Annotated in this window: 22 protein-coding genes; 7 read left to right on the forward strand and 15 right to left on the reverse strand. The window is 61.4% G+C overall.

What is annotated here, in order from left to right:
- Positions 1–17: 17 nt before the first annotated feature.
- Positions 18–944, forward strand: a complete 927-nt coding sequence (locus BUE92_RS18100; RefSeq protein WP_073525443.1) for a sugar ABC transporter substrate-binding protein — start codon at positions 18–20, stop codon at positions 942–944.
- A 128-nt stretch (positions 945–1072) separates the two neighbouring features.
- Here the strand turns inward: BUE92_RS18100 and yghU are convergent, their stop codons facing one another.
- Both yghU and BUE92_RS18110 read right to left on the reverse strand, forming a co-directional pair.
- Complete coding sequence (yghU, locus tag BUE92_RS18105) at positions 1073–1900, reverse strand: glutathione-dependent disulfide-bond oxidoreductase (RefSeq protein ID WP_073525444.1); 828 nt, start codon at positions 1898–1900, stop codon at positions 1073–1075.
- A gap of 42 nt (positions 1901–1942) precedes the next feature.
- Entirely contained in the window at positions 1943–3169 is a 1227-nt protein-coding gene (locus BUE92_RS18110) for an MFS transporter (RefSeq protein ID WP_073525445.1), read from the reverse strand.
- Between the two features lie 65 nt (positions 3170–3234).
- Here BUE92_RS18110 and BUE92_RS18115 point away from each other — a divergent pair, with 65 nt between their 5' ends.
- Both BUE92_RS18115 and BUE92_RS18120 read left to right on the forward strand, forming a co-directional pair.
- Positions 3235–4221 carry an AraC family transcriptional regulator gene (locus tag BUE92_RS18115; protein WP_073525784.1) on the forward strand — a complete coding sequence of 329 codons (987 nt, stop codon included), beginning with the start codon at positions 3235–3237 and terminating at the stop codon, positions 4219–4221.
- 85 nt (positions 4222–4306) lie between these two features.
- Positions 4307–4903, forward strand: coding sequence for a glutathione S-transferase family protein (locus tag BUE92_RS18120; RefSeq protein WP_073525447.1), 597 nt, complete (start codon positions 4307–4309; stop codon positions 4901–4903).
- Positions 4904–5035: 132 nt separating this feature from the next.
- On the opposite strand, the gene BUE92_RS18125 is transcribed toward BUE92_RS18120, so the two are convergent.
- On the reverse strand, positions 5036–5803 hold the full coding sequence (locus tag BUE92_RS18125; protein ID WP_073525449.1) for an SDR family NAD(P)-dependent oxidoreductase: 768 nt from the start codon (positions 5801–5803) through the stop codon (positions 5036–5038).
- A gap of 138 nt (positions 5804–5941) precedes the next feature.
- On the opposite strand from BUE92_RS18125, the gene BUE92_RS18130 reads away from it, so the two are divergent.
- The gene (locus tag BUE92_RS18130; RefSeq protein WP_073525452.1) at positions 5942–7090 is read left to right on the forward strand and encodes an aldose epimerase family protein; all 1149 of its coding nucleotides are present in this window, start codon (positions 5942–5944) and stop codon (positions 7088–7090) included.
- Positions 7091–7211: 121 nt separating this feature from the next.
- Here BUE92_RS18130 and araH read toward each other — a convergent pair whose 3' ends face one another.
- The 7 genes from araH to BUE92_RS18165 form a co-directional block, all read right to left on the reverse strand.
- Complete coding sequence (gene araH / locus BUE92_RS18135) at positions 7212–8180, reverse strand: L-arabinose ABC transporter permease AraH (RefSeq protein ID WP_073525454.1); 969 nt, start codon at positions 8178–8180, stop codon at positions 7212–7214.
- A gap of 9 nt (positions 8181–8189) precedes the next feature.
- Entirely contained in the window at positions 8190–9692 is a 1503-nt protein-coding gene (araG, locus tag BUE92_RS18140; protein WP_073525455.1) for an L-arabinose ABC transporter ATP-binding protein AraG, read from the reverse strand.
- Positions 9689–10693, reverse strand: a complete 1005-nt coding sequence (locus tag BUE92_RS18145) for a substrate-binding domain-containing protein (RefSeq protein WP_073525457.1) — start codon at positions 10691–10693, stop codon at positions 9689–9691. The genes araG and BUE92_RS18145 overlap by 4 nt, the downstream gene beginning before the upstream one ends.
- A gap of 138 nt (positions 10694–10831) precedes the next feature.
- Complete coding sequence (locus BUE92_RS18150; protein WP_073525460.1) at positions 10832–11695, reverse strand: SMP-30/gluconolactonase/LRE family protein; 864 nt, start codon at positions 11693–11695, stop codon at positions 10832–10834.
- Positions 11696–11711: 16 nt separating this feature from the next.
- A complete protein-coding gene (locus BUE92_RS18155; RefSeq protein ID WP_073525462.1) occupies positions 11712–13292 on the reverse strand; it encodes an aldehyde dehydrogenase (NADP(+)) in 1581 nt (526 codons plus the stop codon).
- A gap of 10 nt (positions 13293–13302) precedes the next feature.
- Entirely contained in the window at positions 13303–14295 is a 993-nt protein-coding gene (gene araD1 / locus BUE92_RS18160; RefSeq protein WP_073525464.1) for an AraD1 family protein, read from the reverse strand.
- A gap of 16 nt (positions 14296–14311) precedes the next feature.
- Positions 14312–15634, reverse strand: coding sequence for an MFS transporter (locus tag BUE92_RS18165; RefSeq protein ID WP_073525465.1), 1323 nt, complete (start codon positions 15632–15634; stop codon positions 14312–14314).
- Between the two features lie 191 nt (positions 15635–15825).
- Here BUE92_RS18165 and BUE92_RS18170 point away from each other — a divergent pair, with 191 nt between their 5' ends.
- Together BUE92_RS18170 and BUE92_RS18175 are read left to right on the forward strand one after the other, a co-directional pair.
- Positions 15826–17562: an IlvD/Edd family dehydratase gene (locus BUE92_RS18170; protein ID WP_073525468.1), complete on the forward strand. Its 1737-nt coding sequence runs from the start codon at positions 15826–15828 to the stop codon at positions 17560–17562.
- 48 nt (positions 17563–17610) lie between these two features.
- Positions 17611–18333 carry a FadR/GntR family transcriptional regulator gene (locus BUE92_RS18175; protein WP_034126739.1) on the forward strand — a complete coding sequence of 241 codons (723 nt, stop codon included), beginning with the start codon at positions 17611–17613 and terminating at the stop codon, positions 18331–18333.
- A gap of 7 nt (positions 18334–18340) precedes the next feature.
- Here the strand turns inward: BUE92_RS18175 and BUE92_RS18180 are convergent, their stop codons facing one another.
- From BUE92_RS18180 to BUE92_RS18195, 3 genes are all read right to left on the reverse strand, one after another.
- A complete protein-coding gene (locus BUE92_RS18180) occupies positions 18341–18940 on the reverse strand; it encodes a hypothetical protein (protein WP_073525470.1) in 600 nt (199 codons plus the stop codon).
- Positions 18941–19277: 337 nt separating this feature from the next.
- Positions 19278–21407: a TonB-dependent siderophore receptor gene (locus BUE92_RS18190; protein WP_073525474.1), complete on the reverse strand. Its 2130-nt coding sequence runs from the start codon at positions 21405–21407 to the stop codon at positions 19278–19280.
- A 205-nt stretch (positions 21408–21612) separates the two neighbouring features.
- On the reverse strand, positions 21613–22704 hold the full coding sequence (locus tag BUE92_RS18195) for an NADH:flavin oxidoreductase/NADH oxidase (protein WP_073525476.1): 1092 nt from the start codon (positions 22702–22704) through the stop codon (positions 21613–21615).
- A 90-nt stretch (positions 22705–22794) separates the two neighbouring features.
- Between BUE92_RS18195 and BUE92_RS18200 the strand changes: the two genes are divergently transcribed.
- Positions 22795–23094: an ArsR/SmtB family transcription factor gene (locus BUE92_RS18200; protein ID WP_003190545.1), complete on the forward strand. Its 300-nt coding sequence runs from the start codon at positions 22795–22797 to the stop codon at positions 23092–23094.
- Between the two features lie 549 nt (positions 23095–23643).
- Here the strand turns inward: BUE92_RS18200 and BUE92_RS18205 are convergent.
- Both BUE92_RS18205 and BUE92_RS18210 read right to left on the reverse strand, forming a co-directional pair.
- Positions 23644–24672 carry a GGDEF domain-containing protein gene (locus tag BUE92_RS18205; RefSeq protein ID WP_073525479.1) on the reverse strand — a complete coding sequence of 343 codons (1029 nt, stop codon included), beginning with the start codon at positions 24670–24672 and terminating at the stop codon, positions 23644–23646.
- A gap of 2 nt (positions 24673–24674) precedes the next feature.
- Positions 24675–25526 carry a hypothetical protein gene (locus BUE92_RS18210; protein ID WP_178380722.1) on the reverse strand — a complete coding sequence of 284 codons (852 nt, stop codon included), beginning with the start codon at positions 25524–25526 and terminating at the stop codon, positions 24675–24677.
- Positions 25527–25664: the final 138 nt, after the last annotated feature.

Raw genomic sequence — 25664 nt, forward strand, 5'->3', positions numbered from 1 at the left:
ATAAAAGGAACAGCCTCATGCACCGTTATTCATTACTAGTGGCCGCGCTGTTGTTGATGTTCAGCCAGTGGTCCTTCGCCGCCTATCGCATCGGCGTGAGCATTGCCCGGGTGGACGATAACTTCATGACCTATGTGCGCACCGGCCTGGAGGCGGCAGCGAAACACCAGGACGTGCAGATTCAATTCGAAGACGCCCAGGGCGATGTGGTGCGCCAGCTCAATCAGGTCGAAGGGTTTCTCAACCAGAAAGTCGACGCGGTGATCGTGTTGCCGGTAGACACCGCTGCCACCGCCAACATCACCCGCGCCGCCGTGGCGGCGAAGACGCCGCTGGTGTACGTCAACCGCCACCCGGATGAGCGTACGCTGCCTGAGGGCGTGGTCACGGTGGCCTCCAACGACATCGAAGCGGGGCAATTGCAGATGCGCTACCTCGCACAAAAACTGGGCGGCAAGGGCAATGTGGCGATCATCATGGGTGACCTTGCACAGAACGCCACCCATGATCGCACCGAGGGGGTCAAACAGGTGCTCAAGGACTACCCGGGGATCAAGATCGTCGAGCAGCAAAGCGCCGAATGGCAGCGCAGCAAGGGCATGGACCTGACCAGCAACTGGTTGCTGGCCGGCACCCCGTTCAATGCCATTGTCGCCAACAACGATGAAATGGCGATTGGCGCGGCGATGGCCTTGCAGCAGGCGGGCAAGGCCAAGGGCGAGATTGCGATTGTCGGCATCGACGGCTTGCCCGATGGCCTGGCGGCGATCAAGCGCGGGTTGTTGGCGGGCTCAGTGTTCCAGGACCCCAAGGCCCAGGCTGCCCAGGCCGTGCAAGCGGCGGTGCGGATGATCAAGGGCGAGCGGGTTGACGCGCAGGTGTGGGTGCCATTTGAGCTGATCACGCCTGAGCAGGTGGGGGTGTTCGAGCAGCGCTACAAATAGGTCGAACAACGCAGGCCCGTAGGAGCGAGCTTGCTCGCGAAAAACGTTCAGGCGCCGCGCTCATCCAGGAAGCACGCGTTATCGTTGACGTTTTTCGCGAGCAAGCTCGCTCCTACCTGGTTATCGTATCAATCCAGGTCACGCGCATCGTGCCGCTCGGGCAACTGATCATCCCCCGACACCCGGTTCACCCGCCGCCCACGCTGCACGGCCGGCCGCGCATCAATCGCATCCGCCCAGCGCATCACATGTTCGTATTCATGCACCGACAAAAACTCTGCTGCACCATACAAACGGCCTTTGACCAACCCACCGTACCAAGGCCATATCGCGATATCGGCAATGGTGTATTCATCCCCGGCGATGTATTGGCTGACCGCCAGGCGCTTGTCCAGCACATCCAATTGGCGCTTGGTCTCCATGGCGAAGCGGTTGATCGGGTATTCCATCTTGCTCGGCGCATAGGCATAGAAATGCCCGAAGCCGCCCCCCAGGTAAGGCGCGCTGCCCATCTGCCAGAACAGCCACGACAGGCATTCAGCCCGGGCGGCGGGCTCCGTGGGCAGGAACGCACCGAACTTCTCGGCCAGGTACTGCAAAATCGCGCCTGATTCGAACACGCGAATCGGTGTGGCGCCGCTGTGGTCCATCAGCGCCGGAATCTTCGAGTTCGGGTTCACCGCCACAAAGCCACTGCCGAACTGGTCGCCGTCGCCGATCTTGATCAGCCAGGCGTCGTATTCCGCGCCGCTGTGCCCCAGCGCCAGCAGTTCTTCAAGCAGTATCGTGACTTTCTGCCCATTGGGCGTGGCCAGGGAATACAGTTGCAGCGGGTGCTTGCCGATCGGCAGCTCTTTATCGTGGGTAGCACCGGCGATAGGCCGGTTGATGCTGGCGAAGGTGCCGCCGCTTTCGGTGTCCCAGGTCCAGACCTTTGGGGGTACATAGTCAGCCATGCCACTGCTCCTCAGAGATTGCGTTCAACCAAGCGTTCCAGACTAAACCAAAGACGGGCGGTGCGTCACACTGGTCTCCCCGTCTTGTCGAGGCACCTGTACGCGCAGAGCGATAAGCAAGGCCGCGAGCAAACTCAACACGCCCGCGCCGACAAACACCCCAGCAACGCCGCTGACGCTGAACATCAACCCGCCACCGGCAGCCCCTGCGGCAATCGCCGACTGCACCGATGCGACCACCATGCCGCCGGCACTTTCCGCCTGGTCCGGCACAGCACGGGCGACCCAATTGGACCACGCCACCGGTACACCGCCGAACGCCATGCCCCACAGCACCAGGAGCAACGCCTGGCCCGGCAGCGACACCGGCAGCCAGACCAGGGCCAGTGCCGCAATGCCCACCAGCACCGGCATTAACACCAATGTCCCACGCGGGTGGCGCACCAGTAGCCAACCGGCGAGCAAGGTGCCGACGAAATTCGCCACGCCGAAGCCCAGCAGCATCAGGGCCAGCCCTTGGGTATCAACGCCGGTAGTGCTTTCCAGGAACGGACGAATAAAGGTGAACAGCGCGAAATGCGCGGTGTGTACCAGTACGCAACCGAACATGCCCATGGCGATGCCCGGACGCAGCAGCACCTCCAGCACGGTGCGCAGGCGCGCGGTGCCATTGGGAACCAGGCGCGGCAGGGTGAACGCCTGGAACGCCAAGGTGACCACGCCCACGGCAGCCGCCGCGATAAACGCACTGCGCCAGCCGTACAGGCCACCCAGGTAGCTACCCAGCGGCACGGCGACCACGGTGCCCGCCGCAATCCCACTGAAGATGATCGACAGCGCCCGTGGCAGGGACGCCGCGGGCACCAGGCGCATGGCCACCGCCGCCGCCATGCTCCAGAAACCGCCCAGGGCGATGCCCAACAGGATGCGCATCAACAACAGCACGGTCAGGCTGGAAGACAGCGCCACCAGCAGGTTGGAGGCGATCATCAGTGTGGAAAACCCCAACAGCACCACGCGTCGGTCGATGCCCCGGGTCAGGCCGGGCACCAGCAAGCCGGCGAACAACGCCACCACCGCCGTCACCGTCACGGCTTGCCCGGCCAGCGCTTGCGAAACCCCCAGGTCCAAGGCCATGGGGGTCAACAAACTGGCCGGCAGGTATTCCGCCGTCAGCAAGCCGAACACCCCCATCGCCAAAGAAAATACCGCCAGCCAGGCCGGCTCCGTCACAACCCCGGCAGGGGCTTGAGCTGCATATTCACTCATCACAGGTCATCCTCAGGTCATTAGCAAGGCGGCCAGTCTAGGTTTGCCTGGCAGGATGATCTATGATGCAAACCCTTGAGTTTTTGACCAAAACCCCGACCATGACTGCCGCGGATGCTTTTACCCTGTCTTCCGACCTGATCAATGAACTGCTGCGGGGCATGCGTCTGCGGGGCGTGCAGTATCGGCGCATCCAGGCCGGGCCGAACTTCGGCATGGGCTTTGGCGCCAAGCCCGGCCATGCCTATTTCCACTTTCTCGCGGCCGGCCACGCGACCTTGCGCGGCGAGGACGGCGACCTTTTCGAGCTGTCGGCGGGCAATGCGGTGTTCATTGCCCATGGCGGCGCGCATGCACTGTTATCCGACGCGAACACCGATGTGCACGACATCGGCGATTTCGCCAGCGCACCGCTGGGGGACGCGGTCTGCGCCGTGGATGCATCACCCGAGACCGTCCCAAGCACTCTGTTGTTCAGTGCCTGCATGGAGTTCGAACTCGGCAGCATCCAGGGGCTTGGCAACCTGATGCCGGCACTGATGCTGATCGATGCCGCAGGTCAGCGTTACCCCGGCCTGATGCCGATCCTGGCGGTGATGGAGCGGGAAGTTTCCACGGCCCGGATCGGCTTTGCCGGCATCCTGGCGCGCCTGGCCGATGTGGTGGCGGCGATGATCGTACGTGGCTGGGTCGAATGCGCCTGTGGCAACGCCTCGGGCCTGGTGGCGGCGCTACGCGACCCACGCCTGGCCCGCGCCCTCCTCGCCCTGCACCAGCAGCCGGGCCGCGATTGGAGCGTGGCGCAACTGGCCGCGCAGTGCCATACCTCGCGCTCGGTATTTGCCGATCGCTTCCAGGCCATCCTCGGCATACCGCCGTTGCGCTACGCCACGGAACTGCGCATGCGCCTGGCCAGCCAGTGGCTGACGCTGGAGCGCATGCCCATCGAAACCGTCGCGCAACGCCTCGGCTACACCTCCCAGGCGGCGTTCAGCCGCGCCTTCAAGCGCATCACCGGGCAACCGCCCGGGGCCGCCCGCAGTTCGATGTAGCGACGGCCCCCTCAGGTATTGCGCACCCTGATCGTGACCCCGTAATCTCGTCAGCCAATGACATCGCGAAAGCAATGGAGGCTGCATGAAACTGGTCGGAATGCTGGATTCGCCCTACGTACGCCGCGTGGCGATTTCCCTGGACTTGTATGGGATGGAGTTTGTGCATGAGCCGCTGTCGGTGTTCAGCACCTTCGCACAGTTTTCCCAGGTCAACCCGGTGGTCAAGGCACCCACCCTGGTGCTGGACGATGGGACGGTGCTGATGGATTCGAGCCTGATCCTCGATTATCTGGAAGCGCTGGCGCCGGCTGACAAGAAGCTGCTGCCCCAACAACCGGCGGCACGCGCCCACGACCTGCACCTGCTCGGGTTGGCCCTCGCGGCCTGTGAAAAGAGCGTGCAGATCGTCTATGAACACAAACTGCGCCCAGCCGAAAAGCTGCATGCGCCGTGGATCGAGCGCGTCAGCGGGCAATTGCTGGCAGCTTATGCGCTGCTGGACAAGCAACTGGCAGACACTCAAGCGCTGACCCAGGCTTCCATTACCGCAGCAGTCGCCTGGTCGTTCAGCCAGTTCACTGTGGCCTCAGTGGTAAAGGCCGATGCCTTCCCCAACCTCAAGCGCCATGCTGAACGCCTGGAGCAGCACCCGGCATTCAAGCGTTACCCAATCGAATGAACTCGCCCTAATGTGTAGGAGCGAGCTTGCTCGCGAAAAATTCACAGGCGCCGCGGTTATTCAGGCTGCACGCGTTATCGTTGACGTTTTTCGCGAGCAAGCTCGCTCCTACACAGAGCCCTGTTCGCGTCGCTACACCCAACCCCCGTCAACGATAAAGTTCTGCGCCGAGCACATCGCCGAGGCATCCGAGGCCAAAAACAGCGCCATGTTGGCGATGTGCTCCGGCATCACGCTACCGGGCAGGCACTGGCTGCGAGCGATGAGTTCCTTGGCGGCGTCGTCGACCCACATGGCCAGTTGTTTTTCGGTCATCACCCAACCCGGCACCAAGGTGTTGACGCGGATACGGTTGGGCCCCAGTTCACGCGCCAGGGCTCGGGTCATGCCGTGGGCGGCAGCCTTGCTGGCGGCGTATACGGGGTAGCCGGCCGAGGCCATCATCCAGCCCACCGAGCCCAGGTTGATGATCGAACCGCCACCGGCCTCTTTCATCATCGGCACCACCGCCTTGCCGGCAAAGAAGGCGTGCTTGAGGTTGACCGCAATGAGCTGGTCGAACATGTGCGAGTCGATTTCTTCCAGGCTGTGGCGCACATCGTTCGCTGCATTGTTGACCAGTACCGTAATCGGCCCCAGGGAATGCTCGAAGCGCCCGATCGCCGCGCGGTAGCCGATCTCGTCGGTGATATCGCAGCACTCGAACTCGACACTCTGCCCTTTGGAGTTCAGCAGCGCCGCCAGGCGTTCACCCTGGCTCTGTGCACGGTCCACAAACGCCACTTTGGCACCCTGCGCGGCGAAGGCCCGCACCATGAATTCACCAATCCCCGAGGCGCCGCCGGAAACCAGCACGGTTTTGCCCTTGAGGTCGGGATAAATCGCTTGCTGGGTAGTCATAACAATCAGTGCTCCGCTTAATTAGTCTTATTTTATTTTGCAAGAACGACGTTAAAGGCTATAAATCTGCTGTCATATCGACAAAATATCTCAAATTAGTAGAACTATTCCAGCAAAACAACAAAAGGAAGTTCGACCATGAAGCACCCTCGATACCTGCTGTCCGGCCTCGCGCTGTCCATGCTGATCGCCAGCGGCGGCGCGCAATCCGCCGGGCTTAGCAGCGAACACAAACCCTTCGGCAAAACCAATGACGGCACCGCCGTCGAACAGTACATATTGCGCAACAGCCATGGCATGCAAGCCACGGTGATCACCTACGGCGGTGTGCTGCAGTCGCTCAAGGTGCCCGACAAACACGGCAAGCTCGACGACGTGGTGCTGGGCTTCGATGACGTGCAAGGCTATCAAGCCGGTACCGCGTTTTTCGGCGCGACCATTGGCCGCTTCGGCAACCGCCTGGCCGGCGGCGCCTTCGAACTCGACGGCAAACGCTACCAGGTACCGCTCAACGATGGCCCCAACTCATTACATGGCGGCGCCCAAGGCTTCGACAAGCAGGTGTGGCAAGCCAAATCGGTCAAGGACAAAGATTCGGTGGGCGTCACCCTCACCTACCTGTCCAAGGACGGAGAAATGGGCTTTCCAGGCAACTTGAAGACCGAGGTCACCTACCGCCTCAACGACAACAACGAACTGCACATCGACTACACCGCCACCACCGACAAACCCACGGTGCTCAACCTCACCAACCACAGCTACTTCAACCTGGCCGGCGCGGGCAACGGCGACATTCTCAAGCAGGTCGCCACCTTGCACGCCAGCCACTACACACCAGTGAATGCCACCTTGATTCCCACCGGTGAGCTCGCGCCGGTCAAGGGCACGCCGATGGACTTCCTGACACCGACCACCATCGGCCAGCACATCAAGGACGACCATCCGCAGCTCAAATTCGCCGAGCCGAAACAGGGTGGCTTCGACTTCAACTGGGCGCTGGATACCAAAGGGGACATCAAGCAACTGGCCGCCGAGGTGCATGACCCTGAATCGGGGCGGCGTTTGCAGCTCTACACCACAGAGCCCGGCGTACAGTTCTATACCAGCAACTTCCTGGACGGCTCGGTGAAGGGCAAAGGCGGCAAGACCTATCAGCATTGGAGTGGGTTTACTCTGGAGACCCAGCACTTTCCCGATGCGCCTAACCAACCAGGCTTTGCCTCAACACGCTTGAATCCAGGTCAGACTTACACCCAGCACACCCTCTTCAAGTTCACCGCCGATTAAAACTGTAGGAGCGAGCTTGCTCGCGAAAAACTCACAGGCACCGCGTTTGTTCAGAGAACACGCGTTATCGTTGACGTTTTTCGCGAGCAAGCTCGCTCCTACATTGATCTGATGGCTGGGATCAGCGCTGTTTCATGCGGTCGATGACAACGGCCAACAGCAGGATCGAGCCCCGAATCACATACTGGTAAAACGTGTCGATGTTCTTCAGGTTCATCGCATTCTCGATGATCGCCAGAATCAACACCCCGGCAATCACATGGCGGATCATGCCGATGCCGCCGCTCAGCGACACCCCACCCAGCACGCAGGCCGAGATCACGGTCAGCTCGAAGCCCTGGCCGATCATCGGCTGGCCGGAGGTCATGCGCGAAGCCAGGATCACTCCAGCCAGCGCGCCAATCAGGCCGTGCACGGCAAAGATCAGGATCTTGGTGCGGTCAACGTTCACGCCCGCCAGCAGCGCCGCTTCAGGGTTACCGCCAATGGCCATGGTGTTGCGCCCATAGGTGGTGTAGTTGAGCAGCCAGCCGAAGAACAGGAAGCAGACAATGGTGATCAGGATCGGCACCGGCACACCAAACAATTGGCCGTTGCCGAACACGAAGAATTGCTCCTGGGACACACCTACCGCCTTGCCGTCGGCAAAGATGTAAGCCAGGCCGCGCACGATCTGCATGGTCGCCAGGGTGGTGATCAAGGCGTTGACCCGCAACTTGGCAATCACGATGCCATTGATCAACCCCACTATCAGGCCCATCAGCAGCGCTGCGCCAATGCCCAGCATGACGCTGTCGGTATCGCGCATCACAATCGCCGCAACCACCCCGGCGCAGGCGATCACCGAGCCCACCGACAGGTCGAAGTGCCCCGAGGCCAGGCAGAACAGCATGGTGCACGCGGCGATGCCCACAGTTGAAATAGCCAGGCCCAGACCGCGCATGTTCAGCGGCGAGAGGAAGTTATCGATCAGCATCGCGCACAGTACGAAGATGCCCACCGCCGCCAAGAGCATCGCCCAGTTATCGAGCAATGCGCGCATATCGAGGGGTTTGCGTGCCGAGGGCAGCGCGTTGTTTTGGATAGTCATGGTCGTCTCTCAGTTCGCCAGGCCGCGTGGCAAGGCCAGCTGCAGCAGGTTGGATTCAGTCGCGTGCTCGCGCAGTTGTTCGCCGCGCAGGGCGCCTTCGCACAACACCAGGATGCGGTCGGAGATGCCCATCACTTCCATCAGATCGCTGGACACCACGATCACCGCAATGCCGCTGGCCGCCAGGTTATGGATGATCTGGTAGATCTCTGACTTGGCGCCGATGTCGATCCCCCGGGTGGGTTCGTCCAGCAGCAGGACCTTCATCGGCATCGACAGCCAGCGGCCAAGGATGGCCTTCTGCTGATTGCCGCCGGATAGGTACATGATCTTCTGCGCCGCGTTCGGAGTTTTGACCCGCATCGCCTGGATCTGTCGGTCGGCGTTACCTTTCTCCCAGCCTTCGCGCAACAGCCAGCCAAAGGTGGAATGGGCGCCACGGGCGCTGATGTTGATGTTTTCAGCGACGCTGCCCAGCGGAATGATGCCCTCTTTCTTGCGATCCTCCGGACACAGCAATACCCCGGCGGCGATGGCGTCGCGGGGTGAGCGCAGTTGCAGCGCTTGCCCGCACAGTTCCAGGCTGCCGGCACTGGCGCGCTCTAACCCACTGAGCAGGCGAAACAGCTCGGTACGCCCCGCGCCCACCAGCCCGAACAGGCCCAGGATCTCGCCCTTGCGCACCTGGAAACTGATCGGTTCACGCAGGCCAGGACCGAGTAAGCCGTCCGCCCTGAGCGCCACTTCGCCCTGCTCACGCGGTCGGTAATCGTAGATATCCTGGATATCGCGACCGACCATGCAGGTCACCAACTGGTCGTGGGTCAGCGTGCTCATGTCCTCGAACGTGCGCACGTAGCGGCCGTCCTTGAACACCGTCACCGCATCGCAAATGCGGAACACCTCCTCCATGCGGTGGGACACGTAGAGCACCACTTTGCCCTCCTCGCGCAGGCGCGTGATGATGGCCATCAAGCGGTCGATTTCCCGCGCCGAGAGGCTGCTGGTCGGCTCATCAAAGGCGATCACATGGGCGCCGCGGGACAGCGCCTTGGCGATTTCCACCAGTTGGCGCTGGCCCAGGGACAGGCGCCCGAGTTTTTCGTCGGGGTCGATTTCATCGGCCAGACCCTTGAGGCAAGCCAGGGCCTGCTTGCGCAGCAGGCTCCGGTTGACCACGCCAAAGCGCGTGGGCAAATGCCCGAGGAACAGGTTCTCGGCCACGCTCATTTCCGGCACCAGGTGCAGCTCTTGGTGAATCACCGCCACGCCACTGGCAATGCTGTCGGCGGCGCATTTGAAGGCCATGCTCTGCGCGCCGATCTGCACCGTGCCGCTGGACGGAATGTAGGCGCCGCCGAGGATTTTCAGCAGGGTCGACTTGCCTGCGCCGTTCTCGCCCATCAGCGCGTGCACCTGCCCAGGGTGAGCGGTGAAACAAATGCCATCCAGCGCCTTGACCCCGGGAAAGGTCTTGCCGATGCCGTCAAACCTCAGGGCCGCAGCGGTCATTTCCACAGCCCGATCTTGGTCAGTTCCGCCTGAAAGTTTTCACGGGTAATCAGCGTCACTTCGTCCATGGCCGTGTATTTCGGCGGCTCGGTGCCCTGGGTGACCCACTCGTACATCATCTCAGCGGTTTTGTAGCCTTCAATGTGCGGGCTGGGCAGCATCGAGCCGAAGAAGCCGCTGTTGGCTTTCTTCAATTCGCCGATGGCGTCGGTGCCATTGATGCCGATACCGATCACATTGGCTGCGGCGAAACCGGCACTTTCGGTGGCGCGCACGCCGCCGAGCACGGTGTTGTCGTTCATGCCGCCGATGATCAGGTTTTTCGCGCTACCCGGCAGCTTGACCAGTGCCGAGTTGGTGGCGTCCATGCTGCCTGGCACGTCGAGGGTTTTCAGTGGGGCGGTGAGGATGTGATCTTTAGGAATGCCAGCCTCTTCCAGGGATTTGATCGAGCCGTCGGTGCGTTTCTTGCCGGTGTCGAGTTCGTTGAAGGTATTGATCACCGCGTAGGTGTCCTTCCAGTCCCAACCGCGTTTTTTCGCTTCGGCGGCCATGGCGGCGCCCTGCTTCTGGCCCACTTCAAACGCGGCCATGCCCAGGTACGGCACGTCTTCCATGAAGTTGCCCTTGGCATCGACAAAGCGATCATCCACGGCCATCACTTTCAAGCCGTTGACCTTGGCCTTGGCGACAATGGCCGGGCCCAGGGACACGTCCGGCGGGCAGATCACGAAGCCTTTGGCGCCGTTGGCGGCCAGGCTGTCGATGGCCGAGAGGGTTTTCTCGCCGTCTGGCACCGCGATCTTGATGAGTTTGAAGCCTTTGTCCTGGGCGGCTTTTTCCGCAAACGCCCACTCCGTCTGGAACCAGGGCTCTTCGGCCTGCTTGACCAGAAAACCGATCTTTATTTCTTCAGCGGCCAGCAACAGACCGCTCAAGCTCATGGCCGAGACCGCCACAGCGGCGCAGCACAGGGAACGCAAACCACGACGACGATTCATACGGGTGACTCCTTGTTGTTGTTTTAGGTAGAACTTTGTAGGAGCGAGCTTGCTCGCGAAAAACCCGAGGGCGACGCGTTCATCCAGCATGAACGCGTTATCGTTGACGTTTTTCGCGGGCAAGCCCGCTCCTACACGTTATCCGGCAAAGCGGTGACAGGGCTTGCCTGGCACGTCGACCTCAATGGCCAATACCGCACCATCAAGGGGGTGATCCAATGGGCTCGCGGCGCTGGTGATGTAAAGCGTGGTGAGCTCGGGCCCACCGAACACGCAACTGGTGGGACGGCTGACCGGCAGTTCGATAATGCGATCCACCTCACCTGAGGGCGTTAGCCGCAGCAGGCAACTGCCGTCCCAGCGCGCGTTCCAGATGTAGCCGTCGGCGTCCATGGCCGAGCCATCCGGCCCGCCGCGTGTGTGCGGCCCGAACCAGGCCTGGGCGGCGCCGAGTTGGCCGTCAGCCTGGATCGAATGCTGATAGAGCGTACCGTCCATGCTGTCGCCGAAATGCACCTGGCTGCCCGCCTCGTTCCAGAGCAAGGTGTTGGGAATGCCCAGGCCCGCCAGCAATGGCGTGACCCGCGCATCGGCATCGATGCGAAACAAGCCACCGGAGCGCCGGGTAATCGGCAGGTCTTCGCCCTGCTCGCCAATGTTGTTCTGCATGGTGCCCAACCACAGCCGGCCCTGGGCATCGCAGCGTGCTTCATTGCCGCGGTTGCCCGTTTGTGGGTCGGCTACGCACAGCAGGGTCAAGGCTTCGGTGACCAAATCCAGGCGATACACGCCGCTGCTCAAGGTCACCAGCGCATCACCGCTTTGACAGGGGATGAACGCCGAGACGTGCTCAGGCAATTGCCACACCTGCAATTGCCCACCCATCAGACGCAGCGCCTGACGGGCGGCGATATCCACCCAATACAGGGCCTGGGTCGGTACATCCCAGAACGGCCCTTCGCCCAACCGGGCACGGTGCGGGGTGACTGCGCTCAACGACATGAAACCTCCTGATCAGTTACAGCGATTCGCGCGATGGCGTGCCATTCACCAGCCGCTGGATACGCAAGGGGTTGGCGTTTTTCAACGCCTCGGGCAGCAGGCTATCAGGGTAGTTCTGGAAGCACACCGGGCGCAGGAAACGGTCGATGGCCAAGGTGCCGACCGAGGTGCCACGGGCGTCGGAAGTCGCCGGGTACGGCCCGCCGTGAACCATGGAATCGCACACTTCCACGCCAGTGGGGTAACCGTTGAGCAGGATGCGCCCGACTTTCTGTTCCAGCAGGGGCGTGAGTTCGGCGAACTGTTGCAGGTCGGCCGATTCACCGATGATCGTGGCCGTCAGTTGCCCGTGCAGCCCCTGCAGGGCGGCGCTGAGTTGAGCTTGGTCGGCCACTTCGACGAACACCGTGGTGGGGCCGAAGACTTCTTCCTGGAGCACTTCATCGCCGTCAATCAACAGACGTACATCCGCCTTGAACAGTTGCGGTTGCGCCTGGTTGCCCGACTGCGCGCTGCCCGCCAGATGCTGGATGCCCGGGTGAGACCGGAGTTTTTCCAGGCCCTTGCCGTAGCTGCCCAGGGTGCCGGCATTCAGCATGGTTTGCGCCGGTTGCTCGCCGATCAATTGCGCGACCTGTTGTGTGAACGCGGTGAACGCAGGCGAGGCGATACCGATCACCAGGCCTGGGTTGGTGCAGAACTGGCCGCAGCCTTGTACCACCGATGCGGTCAGGTCGCGGGCAATGCTTTCGACGCGGGCTTGCAGCGCCTGGGGCAGTACGATCACCGGGTTGATGCTCGACATCTCGGCAAACACCGGGATCGGTTGCGGGCGCGCCGCGGCCATGTCGCACAGGGCGCGGCCGCCTTTGAGCGAACCGGTAAAACCCACCGCCTGGATCGCCGGGTGCTTGACCAGCGCTTCGCCGACGCCGCCGCCAAAGATCATATTGAACACACCAGCCGGCATCTCGGTGGCCTCGGCGGCGCGGATGATCGCATCGGCCACGCGCTCGGCGGTCGCCATGTGCCCGCTGTGGGCCTTGAACACTACCGGGCATCCGGCGGCCAGCGCGGCGGCGGTGTCACCGCCGGCGGTGGAAAACGCCAGGGGGAAGTTGCTGGCGCCGAACACCGCCACCGGGCCGAGGCCGATGCGGTATTGGCGCAGGTCCGGGCGCGGCAGCGGCTGGCGCTCTGGCAGGGCTTTGTCGATACGCGCCCCGTAGAAGTCACCCCGGCGCAGCACGGTGGCGAACAAACGCATCTGGCCGCTGGTGCGCCCGCGTTCGCCTTTGATGCGTGCGGCCGGCAATGCGGTTTCGCGGCAGACCAGTTCGACGAAGTCATCGCCCAAGGCGTCCAGCTCATCGGCCACCGCATCCAGGAACTGCGCACGGCGCGCGGCACTCAGCGCACGGAACGCCGGATACGCAGCGGCGGCGGCCTTGGCGGCGGCATCGACCTCTTGCGGTGTGGCCTGGTAGAAATCCTGGGGCAAGGCTTCGCCGGTGGCGGCATCGATGCTTTGCAGCTTGATGCTGCCGTTGGCGCTGCGCTGGCCGCCGATGTAGTTGTGGCCGAGGAACTGGGTCATGTTGATCTCCTTAAAGGGGGGTGACTTGGCCGGGTTCAAATGCCGCATCGCTGCTGCCGATACCGTTGATCAACGGCGCGCCGAACTCGGCCTGGCTGATCTCGAACACATCGCCCGGCTGGGTACGTATACCGTCGGCGAATGACAAGGTGGCGGTGCCGAAGAAGTGAATGTGCACATCGCCCGGCTTGAGGAACTGGCTGTATTTGAAGTGGTGATATTCGAGGTTTTCCAGGCTGTGGCACATATTGGCCTCGCCGCTGAGGAATTCGTTCTGCCAGATGACTTCGCCATTGCGCAGGATGCGGCTGGTGCCCGCCAGATGCTCGGGCAGTTCGCCCACACGCAGCTCCGGGCCATAGCTGCAACTGCGCAGCTTGGAATGGGCCAGATACAGGTAGTTCTTGCGCTCCATCACATGGTCGGAGAACTCGTTGCCCACCGCAAAGCCCAGGCGATAGGGTTTGCGGTCGTGGCCGATCACGTAGAGGCCGCCGATTTCCGGCTCTTCGCCGGCGTCTTCGGCGAACGGCGGCACCGGGAAGGCCTGGCCCGGGCGCACGACGATGCTGCCATCGCCTTTGTAAAACCACTCCGGTTGCACGCCCGGTTGGCCAGCGGCGGGTTTGCCGCCCTCCACGCCCCATTTGAAGATGCGCATGGTGTCGGTCATCGCGCTGTCGTCGCCAGCCTGCTGGTGCATCTTGTCGCGGGCCGAGGCACTGCCCAGGTGGGTGAGGCCGGTGCCGCTGATCAGCATGTGGGCCGGGTCCGGGTGGTCCAGCGGGGGCAGGATTTTGTGTTCCGCCAACAAGGCGGCGTAGTCATGGCTGGCGCCCAGGCCGAGGGCCTCTACCTGTTGCTGCAACTTGCCGCCGGCATCGATGGCGGCCAGCGCCAGTTCACGCACGCTGTGGGCGCCGCGCACTTCGCGTACCTGGTTGCCTTCTACCACGCCGACGCGGCGCTCACCGTTGCTCAACTCGAACTGAACTAAACGCATGCAGCTTCTCCTGGATTTAAGTGCGTGTGGCGCCACGGGCGCTGGCGGCGAATTGGTCGACGGGCAGCACGTGCTTGCGCTCCAGCAAGCGGTAGACCACGAAGGTCAACAGCAACCCGAACACCATCACACCGGATAAGAAATACAAGCCTGAGGCCAGGTTGCCGGTGTACTCCTTGAGCGCACCGATCACGAACGGGCCGATATAGCCGCCGAGGTTGCCCACCGAGTTGATCAAGGCAATACCGGCCGCCGCACTGGCGCCGGCAAAAAAGCGCCCCGGCAGGGTCCAGAACACGGCGGTGCAGGAAAACATGGCAAACGCCGCCAGGCACAGTGCGGCCATTTGCAGCACTGGCACCGTGAGCCAGGCACTGCAGAACAGGCCGATGGCGCCCAGTACATAGAGCACGGCGAGATGGCCGTAACGGTCGTTCAAGCGGTCGGAGCTGCGCGGGATGATCAACAGGCCGATGATGCCGAAGATATAGGGCACGGCGGAGATGAAACCGGTGGTGAGGTCGCTGCCGCCAAACTGTTTGATCAGGGTCGGCAGCCACAGGCCAAGGCCGTAGATGCTCAAGGTCACCGGCAAGTAGAACAGCGCCAGCAGCAACACGCGCTTGTCCTTGAGCGCATGCAAAGGGTTGCCATGGCGCGTCTGGCCGTAGGCTTGCAGGTCTTTGTGCAGCTCGCCGGTGAGCCAGGCTTTTTCTTCCTCGCTCATCCAGTTGACCTTCTGGGGGCCATCCGGCAGGTAACGCAGCACCGGCCAGGTCAGCAGGATCGCCGGGGTGCCGATCACGATGAACAGCCACTGCCAGCCATGCAGGCCAAGGATGCCGTCCATGCCAAGCAAACCGCCGGACACTGGGCCGGTGATCATCATTGCAATAGGTTGGGAGAGGATGAACAGCCCGAGGATCTTGCCGCGATGGCGCACCGGGAACCACTGGGTAATGTAGTACAGCACGCCGGGAAAGAACCCCGCCTCCGCCGCGCCCAGCAGAAAGCGCATCACATAGAAGCTGTGCGGCCCCTGCACGAACGCCATGCCGATGGTGATGGCGCCCCAGGTGATCATGATGCGCGCAAACCAGCGCCGCGCGCCGAAGCGGTCGAGCATCAGGTTGCTGGGAATCTCGAACAGGAAATAGCCAATGAAGAACAACCCGGCACCGAGGCCATAGGCGGCGTCACCGATGCCCACGTCAGCGCCCATGTGCAGCTTGGCGAACCCCACGGCGGAACGGTCCACGTAGGCGATCAGGTACAGCAGGATCAGGAAGGGAATCAGTTTCAGCGTGATGCGCCGAATAAGCCGCAGTTCCTGGCTCATGGGGTCGATCTCCGATTGTTGTTTTTATAGAAGCTCGGGGGACGCCTCTGGCGAAATTCGCCAGGGTCATACCTCAGTTAACATCGACTATATAGTATGACTATTTGCAAAACAACACTTCCAAAGCGGCGATTTTGCGCTTATGTTTAAGCACGCATAGAACATATAGTCATACAATAAGAGAAACGATCATGCCTGACAAAAAGCCCGGCCTACGCTCTGCCCAGTGGTTCGGTACCGCCGACAAAAACGGCTTCATGTACCGCAGTTGGATGAAGAACCAAGGCATTGCCGACCATCAGTTCCATGGCAAGCCGATCATCGGCATCTGTAACACCTGGTCGGAGCTGACCCCGTGCAACGCGCACTTCCGCCAGATCGCCGAGCACGTCAAGCGTGGCGTGATCGAGGCCGGAGGCTTCCCGGTGGAGTTCCCGGTGTTTTCCAATGGCGAATCCAACCTGCGCCCTACCGCCATGCTCACGCGTAACCTGGCGAGCATGGATGTGGAAGAAGCGATTCGCGGTAATCCGATTGATGGCGTGGTACTGCTCACCGGCTGCGACAAGACCACCCCGGCGCTGCTGATGGGCGCGGCCAGTTGTGATGTGCCGGCCATCGTGGTCACCGGCGGACCGATGCTCAACGGCAAGCACAAGGGCCAGGACATCGGCTCGGGCACAGTGGTGTGGCAGCTCAGCGAACAGGTCAAGGCCGGCACCATCACCCTGGATGACTTCCTCGCGGCCGAGGGCGGCATGTCGCGCTCGGCGGGCACCTGCAACACCATGGGCACGGCCTCCACCATGGCCTGCATGGCCGAGGCGCTGGGCACTTCCCTGCCCCACAACGCGGCGATTCCGGCAGTGGATGCACGTCGCTATGTACTGGCGCACATGTCGGGCATGCGCGCCGTGGAGATGGTGCGTGAGGATTTGAAGCTGTCGAAAATCCTCACCAAGGAGGCGTTTGAAAACGCTATCCGCGTGAACGCGGCCATCGGCGGCTCGACCAACGCCGTGATCCACTTGAAAGCCATCGCAGGGCGCATCGGCGTCGAACTCGACCTGGATGACTGGACCCGCATCGGCCGCGGCATGCCGACCATCGTCGACCTGCAGCCCTCCGGGCGCTTTCTGATGGAAGAGTTCTACTACGCCGGCGGCCTGCCCGCGGTGCTGCGTCGCCTGGGTGAGGCCAACCTGATCCCCCACCCGAACGCCTTGACGGTCAACGGCAAGTCCCTGGGCGAGAACACCAAGGATTCGCCGATCTACGGCCAGGACGAAGTGATCCGCACCCTGGACAACCCGATCCGCGCCGACGGCGGCATCTGCGTGTTGCGCGGCAACCTGGCGCCGTTGGGTGCGGTGCTCAAGCCGTCTGCCGCCAGCGCCGAACTGATGCAACACCGTGGCCGCGCAGTGGTGTTCGAGAACTTCGACATGTACAAGGCACGCATCAACGACCCGGAGCTGGACGTGGATGCCAACTCGATCCTGGTCATGAAAAACTGCGGCCCCAAGGGTTACCCCGGCATGGCCGAAGTCGGCAACATGGGCCTGCCCGCCAAGCTGTTGGCCCAGGGCGTGACGGACATGGTGCGCATTTCCGATGCACGCATGAGCGGCACCGCCTACGGCACCGTGGTGTTGCACGTGGCACCCGAAGCCGCTGCCGGCGGGCCGTTGGCGACAGTGAAGGAAGGTGACTGGATCGAACTCGATTGCGCCAATGGCCGCCTGCATCTTGATATCCCCGACGCCGAACTGGCGGCGCGCATGGCCGACCTGCCCCCCGCGCAGAACCTCATCGTCGGCGGCTATCGCCAGCTGTACATCGACCATGTGCTGCAGGCCGACCAAGGCTGCGACTTTGACTTCCTGGTGGGCTGCCGTGGCGCCGAAGTCCCACGGCATTCCCACTAATCGGGATGCTATGATGCGGCGAATCTAAGCCAGAGCCTCCCCGTCGTTATGGATCACCAGCCGCCCAAGCCGCGCAAGAGCCAGCATGCCCAGATCGTTCAGGACTTGGGCATGCACATCGTTTCCGGTCGCTTCAAGCCTGAAGAACGCTTGCCCATGGAAGCCACGCTGTGCGAGGAATACCAGGTCAGCCGCTCGGTATTGCGCGAAGCCACGCGGGTGCTCAGCGCCAAGGGCCTGGTGTATTCCAAGCCACGGGTGGGCGCGGTGGTACGGCCACGCTTGAAATGGCACCTGCTCGACCCGGACGTGCTGTCCTGGTTGATGCAGTCCACGCCCCACAGCGAGTTCTTCAACACCCTGGCCGGGGTGCGCCGCATCCTCGAACCGGAGATCGCCGCCATGGCCGCGACCACCGCCACCGATGAAGACATCGCCACCATCGAACAAGCCTACCAGGGCATGGAAACCGCCAAGACCCACGAGGACCTGTTACAGGCCGACCTGGACTTCCACCGCGCCATTGCCGATGCCACCCGCAACGACCTGCTCGCCTATATGTGCAACATGCTCTCGCTGCCGTTGCGCGAGTCGATCAACATCACCAACCGCCGTCCGGATATCCAGGGCCTGAGTCTGCCTCGGCACAAAGCGATCCTCACGGCGATCCAGAACCGCGATGCCCTGGGTGCGCGGCATGCGTCACTGGTGCAACTGGATGACACCCGAGTGGCGCTGGATACGGTGATGAATGTGTTGACGCCGTTGTGAGCCCGCGTCATTCCTGATTGTTATTGTTGGCCCTGGGGCAGGTGTTATCGCCCTCTTTTTTCAGCGCCAGCACGGCCTGGCGCTCGGACAGCAAGTGGGTGATGGCCCCGCCGATCGCAGCCGAAATCAACGCCAAGGCTTCTTTAGGCAAATTGATCGCCGCCCAGGTCAACCCACCGATCAGCAAGATGACAAACAGGATATTGAAACGTGACACACCGAGTTTTATCGAGCGGACGATATCGGACGTGTCCTGCATTTTCTCGAAGCGCTTAAGGTCTTCGAACTTGCGCACCGATTCCAGGGTTTCCAGGTAATGGGTTTCGGCCCGCTTCAGTTTCTTGATGACATCGGCTTCGAGCATGACCTCCTCTATTTCGATCCTGACCAGGCTGATATTGGCGCCTGGCCGGCCTAGAATTTCCGAACTCAGCGAACTTTCGGCCAGCTCGGCCAGTAGATAGGTATAGGAGGTTTCGCTGATCTCCTTGGCATATTTTTGCAAGGCTGACGTGTAGCACTTGGTGGCATATCGGGTGAACAGACGCTCGGCATCGTTGGTCTTTTTGATCAGGTCTTCAGCTTTCTCGATCAGTTCCCGTTCCATTTTTAATATCCCTATTAAGCGTGGCTTCGAAAAGCAATGAGCGCCGACCGCTGCGCTGGCACGTTACGAGCAAACATCCCTCGATCGCCCGCCAGTGTCTACTGTCAAACCTGACAGGTGAAGCTGATGCAGGCCCCTGTGGCGAGGGAGCTTGCTCCCGCGACGATCTGGCAGCCGACACAGACCTAACTGACGCGCCGCAATCAGACTGTGGGGTGTCAGGTAGATAGGCATCGGCTGGCGGGCCGTCATCGCAGGCAAGCCAGCTCCCACAGTTGGATCGCTGGGTGTCAGGTAGATAGGCGTCGGCTGGCAGGCCGCCATCGCAGGCTGTTCGTCACAGGGTATAGGCGATGCCCACCTGCACGGTTCGCGGTGCGCCGGGGTAGGCGTAGATATTGCCGAACGCGCCTTCCTCATATTCACGGTTGAACAGGTTTTTGACGTCCAGATTCAGGCGTACCTGTTCGTTGACTTTGTAGTAACCGAGCAGGTCGACCACCGTGTAGGCGTCCATGGAGAATGCCGTGTTGGCGGTCTGGCCGGCGCGTTGGTCGACGTACTTGCCGCCGGCGCCCAGGCCCAGGCCTTTGAGCGCGCCGTCCTGGAACTCATAGACGTTGAGCAGGCTGAAACTGTTGCGCGGGATGTTCATCAAGCGTGTGCCGGAACGCAAAGTGTTGTCACGGGTGACTTCGGCATCCACATAGGCGTAGCCACCGATCACGCGCCATTCGGGGGTGAGATTGCCCGCCACGTTCAGGTCAAATCCACGACTGCGCACCTGGCCCGCCGCGACACTGAAGGTATTGTCCACGGGGTCGGTGGTCAGCACGTTTTTCTTCTCGATCTGATAGATCGCCGCATCCACGCTCAACTGCCGTTCCAGCGCTTCCCACTTGATGCCCATCTCGTAGGACTTGCCTTTCTCCGGCGCAAAACCACCGCCTTCGCGGCTGGCGCCGGTGTTGGGCTTGAACGAACGTGCGGCATCGGCATAGACCGCGACGGTGTCGGTGAGGTCGTAAATCACCCCCACACGCGGGGTGACGGCGTTGTCGGCGGCCTGCCAGCTTTTACCTACATAGTTCTGGTAATCATGCTCGAAACGCTCAAAGCGGGCACCGGCCAGCACTTTCAGGCGTTCGGTGAGCGCGACCTGGTCCTGTACAAAAGCGGCGTAGGTCTTGAGGTTTTCCTTATCGTGGGTGGGCGTGCGGGTCAGTGCCGGACGGGTTTGACCGTACACCGGGTCAAAGATGTCGATTGGATAGGTGCCCGCCGCGGCGCTGGAACGCTGGATGATCGACTTGTAGTCGTAATCCTCGTACTCGATACCGGTGAGCAAGGTGTGATCGAAGCCGCCAGTGGAGAAGTGCCCGGTCAGGTTGAGCTGATAGTCCTTGTCGGTCCATTCCAGCTTGCGGTAATTGAAGTTGCGTTGCAGGGTGCGGCCATCAGCGCCCAGGCTGCCCGGCCCGTTGGCTTCGATGGCATTGCCTTTCAAGCTGCCGTCCAACCACTGGAAACCGCCGCCCAGGGTCCAGTTGTCGCTCAGTGCATGCTCGAAACGCAACTGCGCCATGTTGTTGTCGTTGTGCAGCTTGCCAGCGTCCTTGTCGCCCCAGAACGTATCACGCGAGGGCGTGGCGCGCTGGTTGGGGAAGCGCGTCAGGCCACGGTCCAGCGGGTGGTTGTTGCGCATGAAATCGCCTTCGAAGGTCACCTTGGTGTCATCGGTGGCCTGCCAGGTGATCACCGGCGTCACGCCGTAGCGTTCCGTCTCGACGTGATCGCGGAAGGTGTCGCCGCCCTCGCCCACCACGTTCAGGCGATAGGCCAGGCGACCTTCTTCGTCCAGCGGGCCGGAGGCATCCAGGGTGCCGCGTTTCATGCCCTGATCATTGAGCTGGCTGCCCAGGGTGACGGTGCGTTCGGCCAGCGGCTGCTTGGACACCACATTGAAGGTGCCGCCCGGGTCGCCACGGCCGTAGAGCATGGTCGCGGGGCCGCGCAATACTTCAAGACGCTCGATGGTGTTGGCGTCCGGCATGTTCGGGTAACCGCGGTTGATCGGGAAGCCGTTGCGGTAGAACTCACCGGTGGTGAAGCCGCGCACGGTAAAGGTGGTCAGGCCCTGGCCGCCGAAATTGTTGGCGCGGCCCACGCCGCCCGCGTAATCGAGGGCATCCTGCAGGCGCGTGGCACCGAGGTCTTCGACCACGTCCTTGGACACTACGCTGATGGACTGCGGGGTTTCATGAATGGCGGTGTCGGTGCGCGTCGCACTGGCTGAGCGTGTGGCACGGTAGCCCTGCACCGGGCCCTGGGCTGATTCAAGGTCCGCGGTGGCGGTGACATTGGTCGCTTGCAGCTCGATACTGGCGTTCTCGGCAGGCACCTGCTCTGCCCACGTGAAGGGGGAAAACGCCTGGAGCACACAGATGGAAATCAGGGTACGACGCATGGGTGTAGAACCTAGTGAATGAGCCAGATGGGGCGGCAAACCTGCCAAGAATTCGCCGCGCATCATATATCAGGGCATTCTCGTTTGATATCGGTTCTCATTTGTTATTTTTCCCGTATCTGCTGTGTGTCCAGTGGGTAGCGCAAAAACCACAGGCGAAAAAAAGCCACTCAATCGAGTGGCTCATGCAACGCGCAGGCGTACCTCAGCGATAGCGTTCCAGCCAGTGCGCGTAAGGCGCCGGCAAGGTCCAGGAGGACTTGTCCACGCCCAGCTCCTTGGCAGCAAAGTAGGCCCAATGCGGGTCGGCCAGATGCGCACGCCCCACCGAAACCAGATCCAGGTGCCCGGCCTGCAACGCGCCTTGCGCCAGTTGCGGCGTGCCGAAGCCCCAGGCCGATGTCACCGGGATGCCGGCTTCACGGCGCACCCGCTCAGCAATCGGCCCCATGAAGGCCGGGCCCCACGGGATGTTGGTGTCAGGAATGGTAAAGCCGACGCTGACGCTCAGCAGGTCCAGGCCACCGTCCTTGAAACGGCGCGCCAGTTCGATGGACTCGGTGAGGGTCTGCTCATCACGGCCGTCGTATTCGATCACACCGAACCGGGCGGTGAGCGGCAGGTTTTCCGGCCAGACTTCACGCACTGCAGCCAGGGTTTCGAGGAGGAAGCGGCTGCGGTTATCGAAGCTGCCACCGTAGGCATCGGTACGCTGGTTGGAATGCTCGGAGAAAAAGCTCTGGCCCAGGTAGCCGTGGGCGAAGTGCAGTTCGATCCATTCAAAGCCGGCATCGCGAGCGCGGCGGGCCGCGTCGACGAAGTCCTGCTGCACGCGGGCAATGTCTTCCAGGGTCATGGCACGTGGTACGTTGGGCAGGTTGGCACCGAACGCGATGGCAGATGGGGCGATGGTTTCCCAGCTACGGGGATCGGAGGCCGGGATGTGGTCATCACCTTCCCAGGGTCGGTTGGCGCTGGCTTTACGACCGGCGTGGGCGATCTGGATGCCCGGCACCGAACCTGCGGCCTTGATGGCCTTGACCATGGGCACGAATGCCTGGGCATGGGCGTCGCTCCAGATCCCGGCGCAGCCTGGGGTGATGCGTCCTTCAGGGGCGACCGCGGTGGCCTCGACCACCAGCAGGCCGGCGCCACCACGGGCCATGCCGGCCAGGTGGACGTGGTGCCAGTCGTTGACCATGCCGTCGTCGGCCATGTATTGGCACATCGGTGGGATAGCAATGCGATTGCGCAAGGTCACATCTTTGAGTTTGAACGGTTCGAACAAGGCCGACATTGAGAACTCCAGGAAGGGGTGGGTGATTCGATAGTTCGATGGTAATCGAACTATGGTATTGAACGCTACCCCCCTGTTATCATCCGCCCCATGCGAGCCTTCAAACACCCTACCCCGCAAGAATTGACGCTTGAGCGTGTGCTGTACGCCTTGAGCGACCCCGTGCGCCTGGACATCGTGCGCTACCTGGCCAACGTGCCAGAGGCCACCTGTGGCGAACTGGACGGGGGGCGGCCCAAGTCCAGCATGTCCCATCACTTCCGGGTATTGCGCGATGCCGGCCTGGTGCACACGCGCAATGTGGGCACCACCCATATGAACTCGTTGCGCCGTGACGAGCTGGAAAGCCGCTTCCCTGGGTTGCTGGCCAGTGTGTTGTCACAACACTAGACGCATAACTTCGGCGCGACGCTTGGCCTGTGGCGAGGGAGCTTGCTCCCGTGAGGGCCTGCCACCCGGCGCTTGCCTACCTGACACCCCACAATCCAAATGTGGGAGCTGGCTTGCCTGCGAAGACGGCCTGACAGGCGACACTGTTATACCGAGTACATATCCATTCCTGCGGTAACGGCCACTTAGGGTTCCGCCCTGACGGCGGCTCACTTTTGAAAAGCCGGAATGCCGGCCCAGACAAAAGTAAGCAAAACGCTCTTGCCCCACCACTCGGCACCTCGCTTAGGCTCGGTGTGCCCGTAATCCGCCAGTGATTTGGGGGGCCGCCGCCACGCGCCATCCATGGCGCGGGGCGGCTAAACCGGCATCCCTGCCGGTTTACCCCCCAAATCCCTGTCGAATTCCGGCCAGCGTGGTTTAACGGGGCGCCTGAGATCAAAAGCAAGATCAAAAGCAGATCAAGAGCGGCTCGCTTCGCATCGTGGTTAGCGTTGGCTGCTGCAACTTGGAAAGTTGTGTAGATACCTATGCGCTAGACGGCAAGCCTCAGGACAAGATCGCCTTTAACAGCGCGCCGTCCAGGTGCACACAGTCCTTGCCATTGCGCTTGGCGCCGTACAGGTTCTTATCCGCCATCTTGAGCACGGCCGACAACTCGTCGCCCGGCGAAAAACGCGCCATCCCCGCACTGCAGGTGTAATGGTGGGGCGCAGGCACACTGCTGCGGATCGCCTGCAACAAGTCCAGGGCATAATCACAGGCCACCTCCACATCGTCGCCCTGCAATAACACGCCGAACTCTTCCCCGCCGATCCGTCCAAAGCTGTGGCTGCCCTTGGCGTTTTTCAGGCACAGGGCCATGGCGCGCAGGATCTTGTCCCCCACGTCGTGGCCATACAGGTCGTTTTTTTCTTTGAAACTGTCGATATCCAACATGATGAAGTAGCCGCCCTGCTCCCCACCGAGCAACTTCTCGAAGCTCTGCATAAAGGCGCGCCGGTTGAGGATGGAGGTCAGATAGTCGGTCTCGGCCAAGGCGCGAAACTCGCTTTCCACCAGCAATACCGAACGCAGGTTCTTCAAGTAGGAGTAACTCAAGATAAACCCGATGGACACCGACGCCGCGCAGAACAGCAGCAAATACACCTCGGTGCCCGCGTATATATCCGCCTGCATGGGCGGCCACAGGATCAGCCAGATCAATAGCGCATCGGCCAGATAATCCTGGACACTGATAAACAAGATCGCGCTGCCCACCACCAGGGTCACGGCCAACGGCAAGCCATAGATACGCAACTCTTTGTTCATATGAATCAGATAAGCGAAGCCGACGGACAACAACACCATATAGGTGACCCCCAGCACTCGCCAGAGCAGAAAGTTCGTGGTAGTGGCATGTACCCGGCAAACAATCAGCAGGCCCACCGTGACGCCCAACATATAAAAATTCAACTTCAGTGCCGCAGGAATCAGGAGCATGCCGACCCAGGCAATAATCCCTATCCCTTCGGCTTGGGCTACCGCAGGTGACAACAAACTGCGCATTCTGGGCCGCAACTTCAAGTTAGCAGGCATCCTTACGCTCCCATCTCAATAGCATGCAGGCCCATCGCAAATGAAAAGGCCATAAACCGCTTTACCAGGCTGGCAAAGGGTGGCAGAACTTCCAGCCGGGTTTTGGAGTGGGCTTTGAAATAACCCTTTTCAACCCCCTCCTGCACCATACGGATAATGTGGGTCTTGGACACGGACAGTTGCTTGGCCAAGGCCAGGTAGGAAGACGACCGGAAGGTGGCGCGGTCGTTCTCGGGGGCAAAGGCGTCGTTGTAGATCGCCAGCATCAACAGATGGCCGGCGTCGCGCTTCACCAGCCAATAACATTCGGGCAGCAAGACATCCACCGTCAACTCGGCCGCGAGAATCATGGCAAAACCCTTGAAATAGAGCGCCAGAAACTCGCGATCATCCAGGTCGCGCATCTGCCGGAACACCTCCCTTTCGGGGTAGAGCAGCGCCAACGACTCAGTGAGGGCGGTGAGCATCAACCGCGCTTCGCGGCAGGCTTCATCCGAGGGTGCATACACCCTGAAGCGACTGTCTTCGGGGTGCGGCGCGACTTCCATGAAACCCAGGGCCCGGAACAGCAAAAAGATCGATTCCAGGCTGTTTTTCGAACAATATTTGCGCGATACACACAAGGCTTTAACTTCTGCCAACAACGGCAGCGGTGTGGAAAAGTATTGGCTCAATAATGCAAACGACACCATCAAGCGGCTGTATTTAAGGGCACTCTTGTAGAAAAACGGTCGTCTCGAATAGGGCACGAGCAGCACGTGGTAATGCGCTCTCATGCACGATTCAAAATCCTTATGACGTTCGAGCGCTTGCGCGGTATTACACATAGCCAACTTCAACGAACTGACACGCATGAAAGAGCCCTGATCATCCAACTTGATGCCACTGATCTCAGCTACGAAATCCCTGCAGCCCGGCCCCAAAACAAATCACTTCAAAATTCCTGCCATTAATGGCTTTTTGCCTCGAACGCAATGTACAGCGATTGCCGG

It is taken from the genome of Pseudomonas fluorescens (assembly GCF_001902145.1).
GTDB lineage: Bacteria > Pseudomonadota > Gammaproteobacteria > Pseudomonadales > Pseudomonadaceae > Aquipseudomonas > Aquipseudomonas fluorescens_BV.

Coding starts and splice junctions, on each gene's coding strand:
- BUE92_RS18200 (WP_003190545.1), top strand. CDS start 22,795: ATGCGAGCCTTCAAACACCCTACCCCGCAAGAATTGACGCTTGAGCGT.
- BUE92_RS18155 (WP_073525462.1), bottom strand. CDS start 13,292: ATGACCCAGTTCCTCGGCCACAACTACATCGGCGGCCAGCGCAGCGCC.
- BUE92_RS18210 (WP_178380722.1), bottom strand. CDS start 25,526: ATGCGTGTCAGTTCGTTGAAGTTGGCTATGTGTAATACCGCGCAAGCG.
- araH (WP_073525454.1), bottom strand. CDS start 8,180: ATGACTATCCAAAACAACGCGCTGCCCTCGGCACGCAAACCCCTCGAT.
- BUE92_RS18150 (WP_073525460.1), bottom strand. CDS start 11,695: ATGTCGTTGAGCGCAGTCACCCCGCACCGTGCCCGGTTGGGCGAAGGG.
- araG (WP_073525455.1), bottom strand. CDS start 9,692: ATGACCGCTGCGGCCCTGAGGTTTGACGGCATCGGCAAGACCTTTCCC.
- BUE92_RS18130 (WP_073525452.1), top strand. CDS start 5,942: ATGAAGCACCCTCGATACCTGCTGTCCGGCCTCGCGCTGTCCATGCTG.
- yghU (WP_073525444.1), bottom strand. CDS start 1,900: ATGGCTGACTATGTACCCCCAAAGGTCTGGACCTGGGACACCGAAAGC.
- BUE92_RS18180 (WP_073525470.1), bottom strand. CDS start 18,940: ATGGAACGGGAACTGATCGAGAAAGCTGAAGACCTGATCAAAAAGACC.
- BUE92_RS18145 (WP_073525457.1), bottom strand. CDS start 10,693: ATGAATCGTCGTCGTGGTTTGCGTTCCCTGTGCTGCGCCGCTGTGGCG.
- BUE92_RS18100 (WP_073525443.1), top strand. CDS start 18: ATGCACCGTTATTCATTACTAGTGGCCGCGCTGTTGTTGATGTTCAGC.
- BUE92_RS18120 (WP_073525447.1), top strand. CDS start 4,307: ATGAAACTGGTCGGAATGCTGGATTCGCCCTACGTACGCCGCGTGGCG.
- BUE92_RS18110 (WP_073525445.1), bottom strand. CDS start 3,169: ATGAGTGAATATGCAGCTCAAGCCCCTGCCGGGGTTGTGACGGAGCCG.
- BUE92_RS18175 (WP_034126739.1), top strand. CDS start 17,611: ATGGATCACCAGCCGCCCAAGCCGCGCAAGAGCCAGCATGCCCAGATC.
- BUE92_RS18190 (WP_073525474.1), bottom strand. CDS start 21,407: ATGCGTCGTACCCTGATTTCCATCTGTGTGCTCCAGGCGTTTTCCCCC.
- araD1 (WP_073525464.1), bottom strand. CDS start 14,295: ATGCGTTTAGTTCAGTTCGAGTTGAGCAACGGTGAGCGCCGCGTCGGC.
- BUE92_RS18170 (WP_073525468.1), top strand. CDS start 15,826: ATGCCTGACAAAAAGCCCGGCCTACGCTCTGCCCAGTGGTTCGGTACC.
- BUE92_RS18195 (WP_073525476.1), bottom strand. CDS start 22,704: ATGTCGGCCTTGTTCGAACCGTTCAAACTCAAAGATGTGACCTTGCGC.
- BUE92_RS18125 (WP_073525449.1), bottom strand. CDS start 5,803: ATGACTACCCAGCAAGCGATTTATCCCGACCTCAAGGGCAAAACCGTG.
- BUE92_RS18115 (WP_073525784.1), top strand. CDS start 3,235: ATGCAAACCCTTGAGTTTTTGACCAAAACCCCGACCATGACTGCCGCG.
- BUE92_RS18165 (WP_073525465.1), bottom strand. CDS start 15,634: ATGAGCCAGGAACTGCGGCTTATTCGGCGCATCACGCTGAAACTGATT.
- BUE92_RS18205 (WP_073525479.1), bottom strand. CDS start 24,672: ATGCCTGCTAACTTGAAGTTGCGGCCCAGAATGCGCAGTTTGTTGTCA.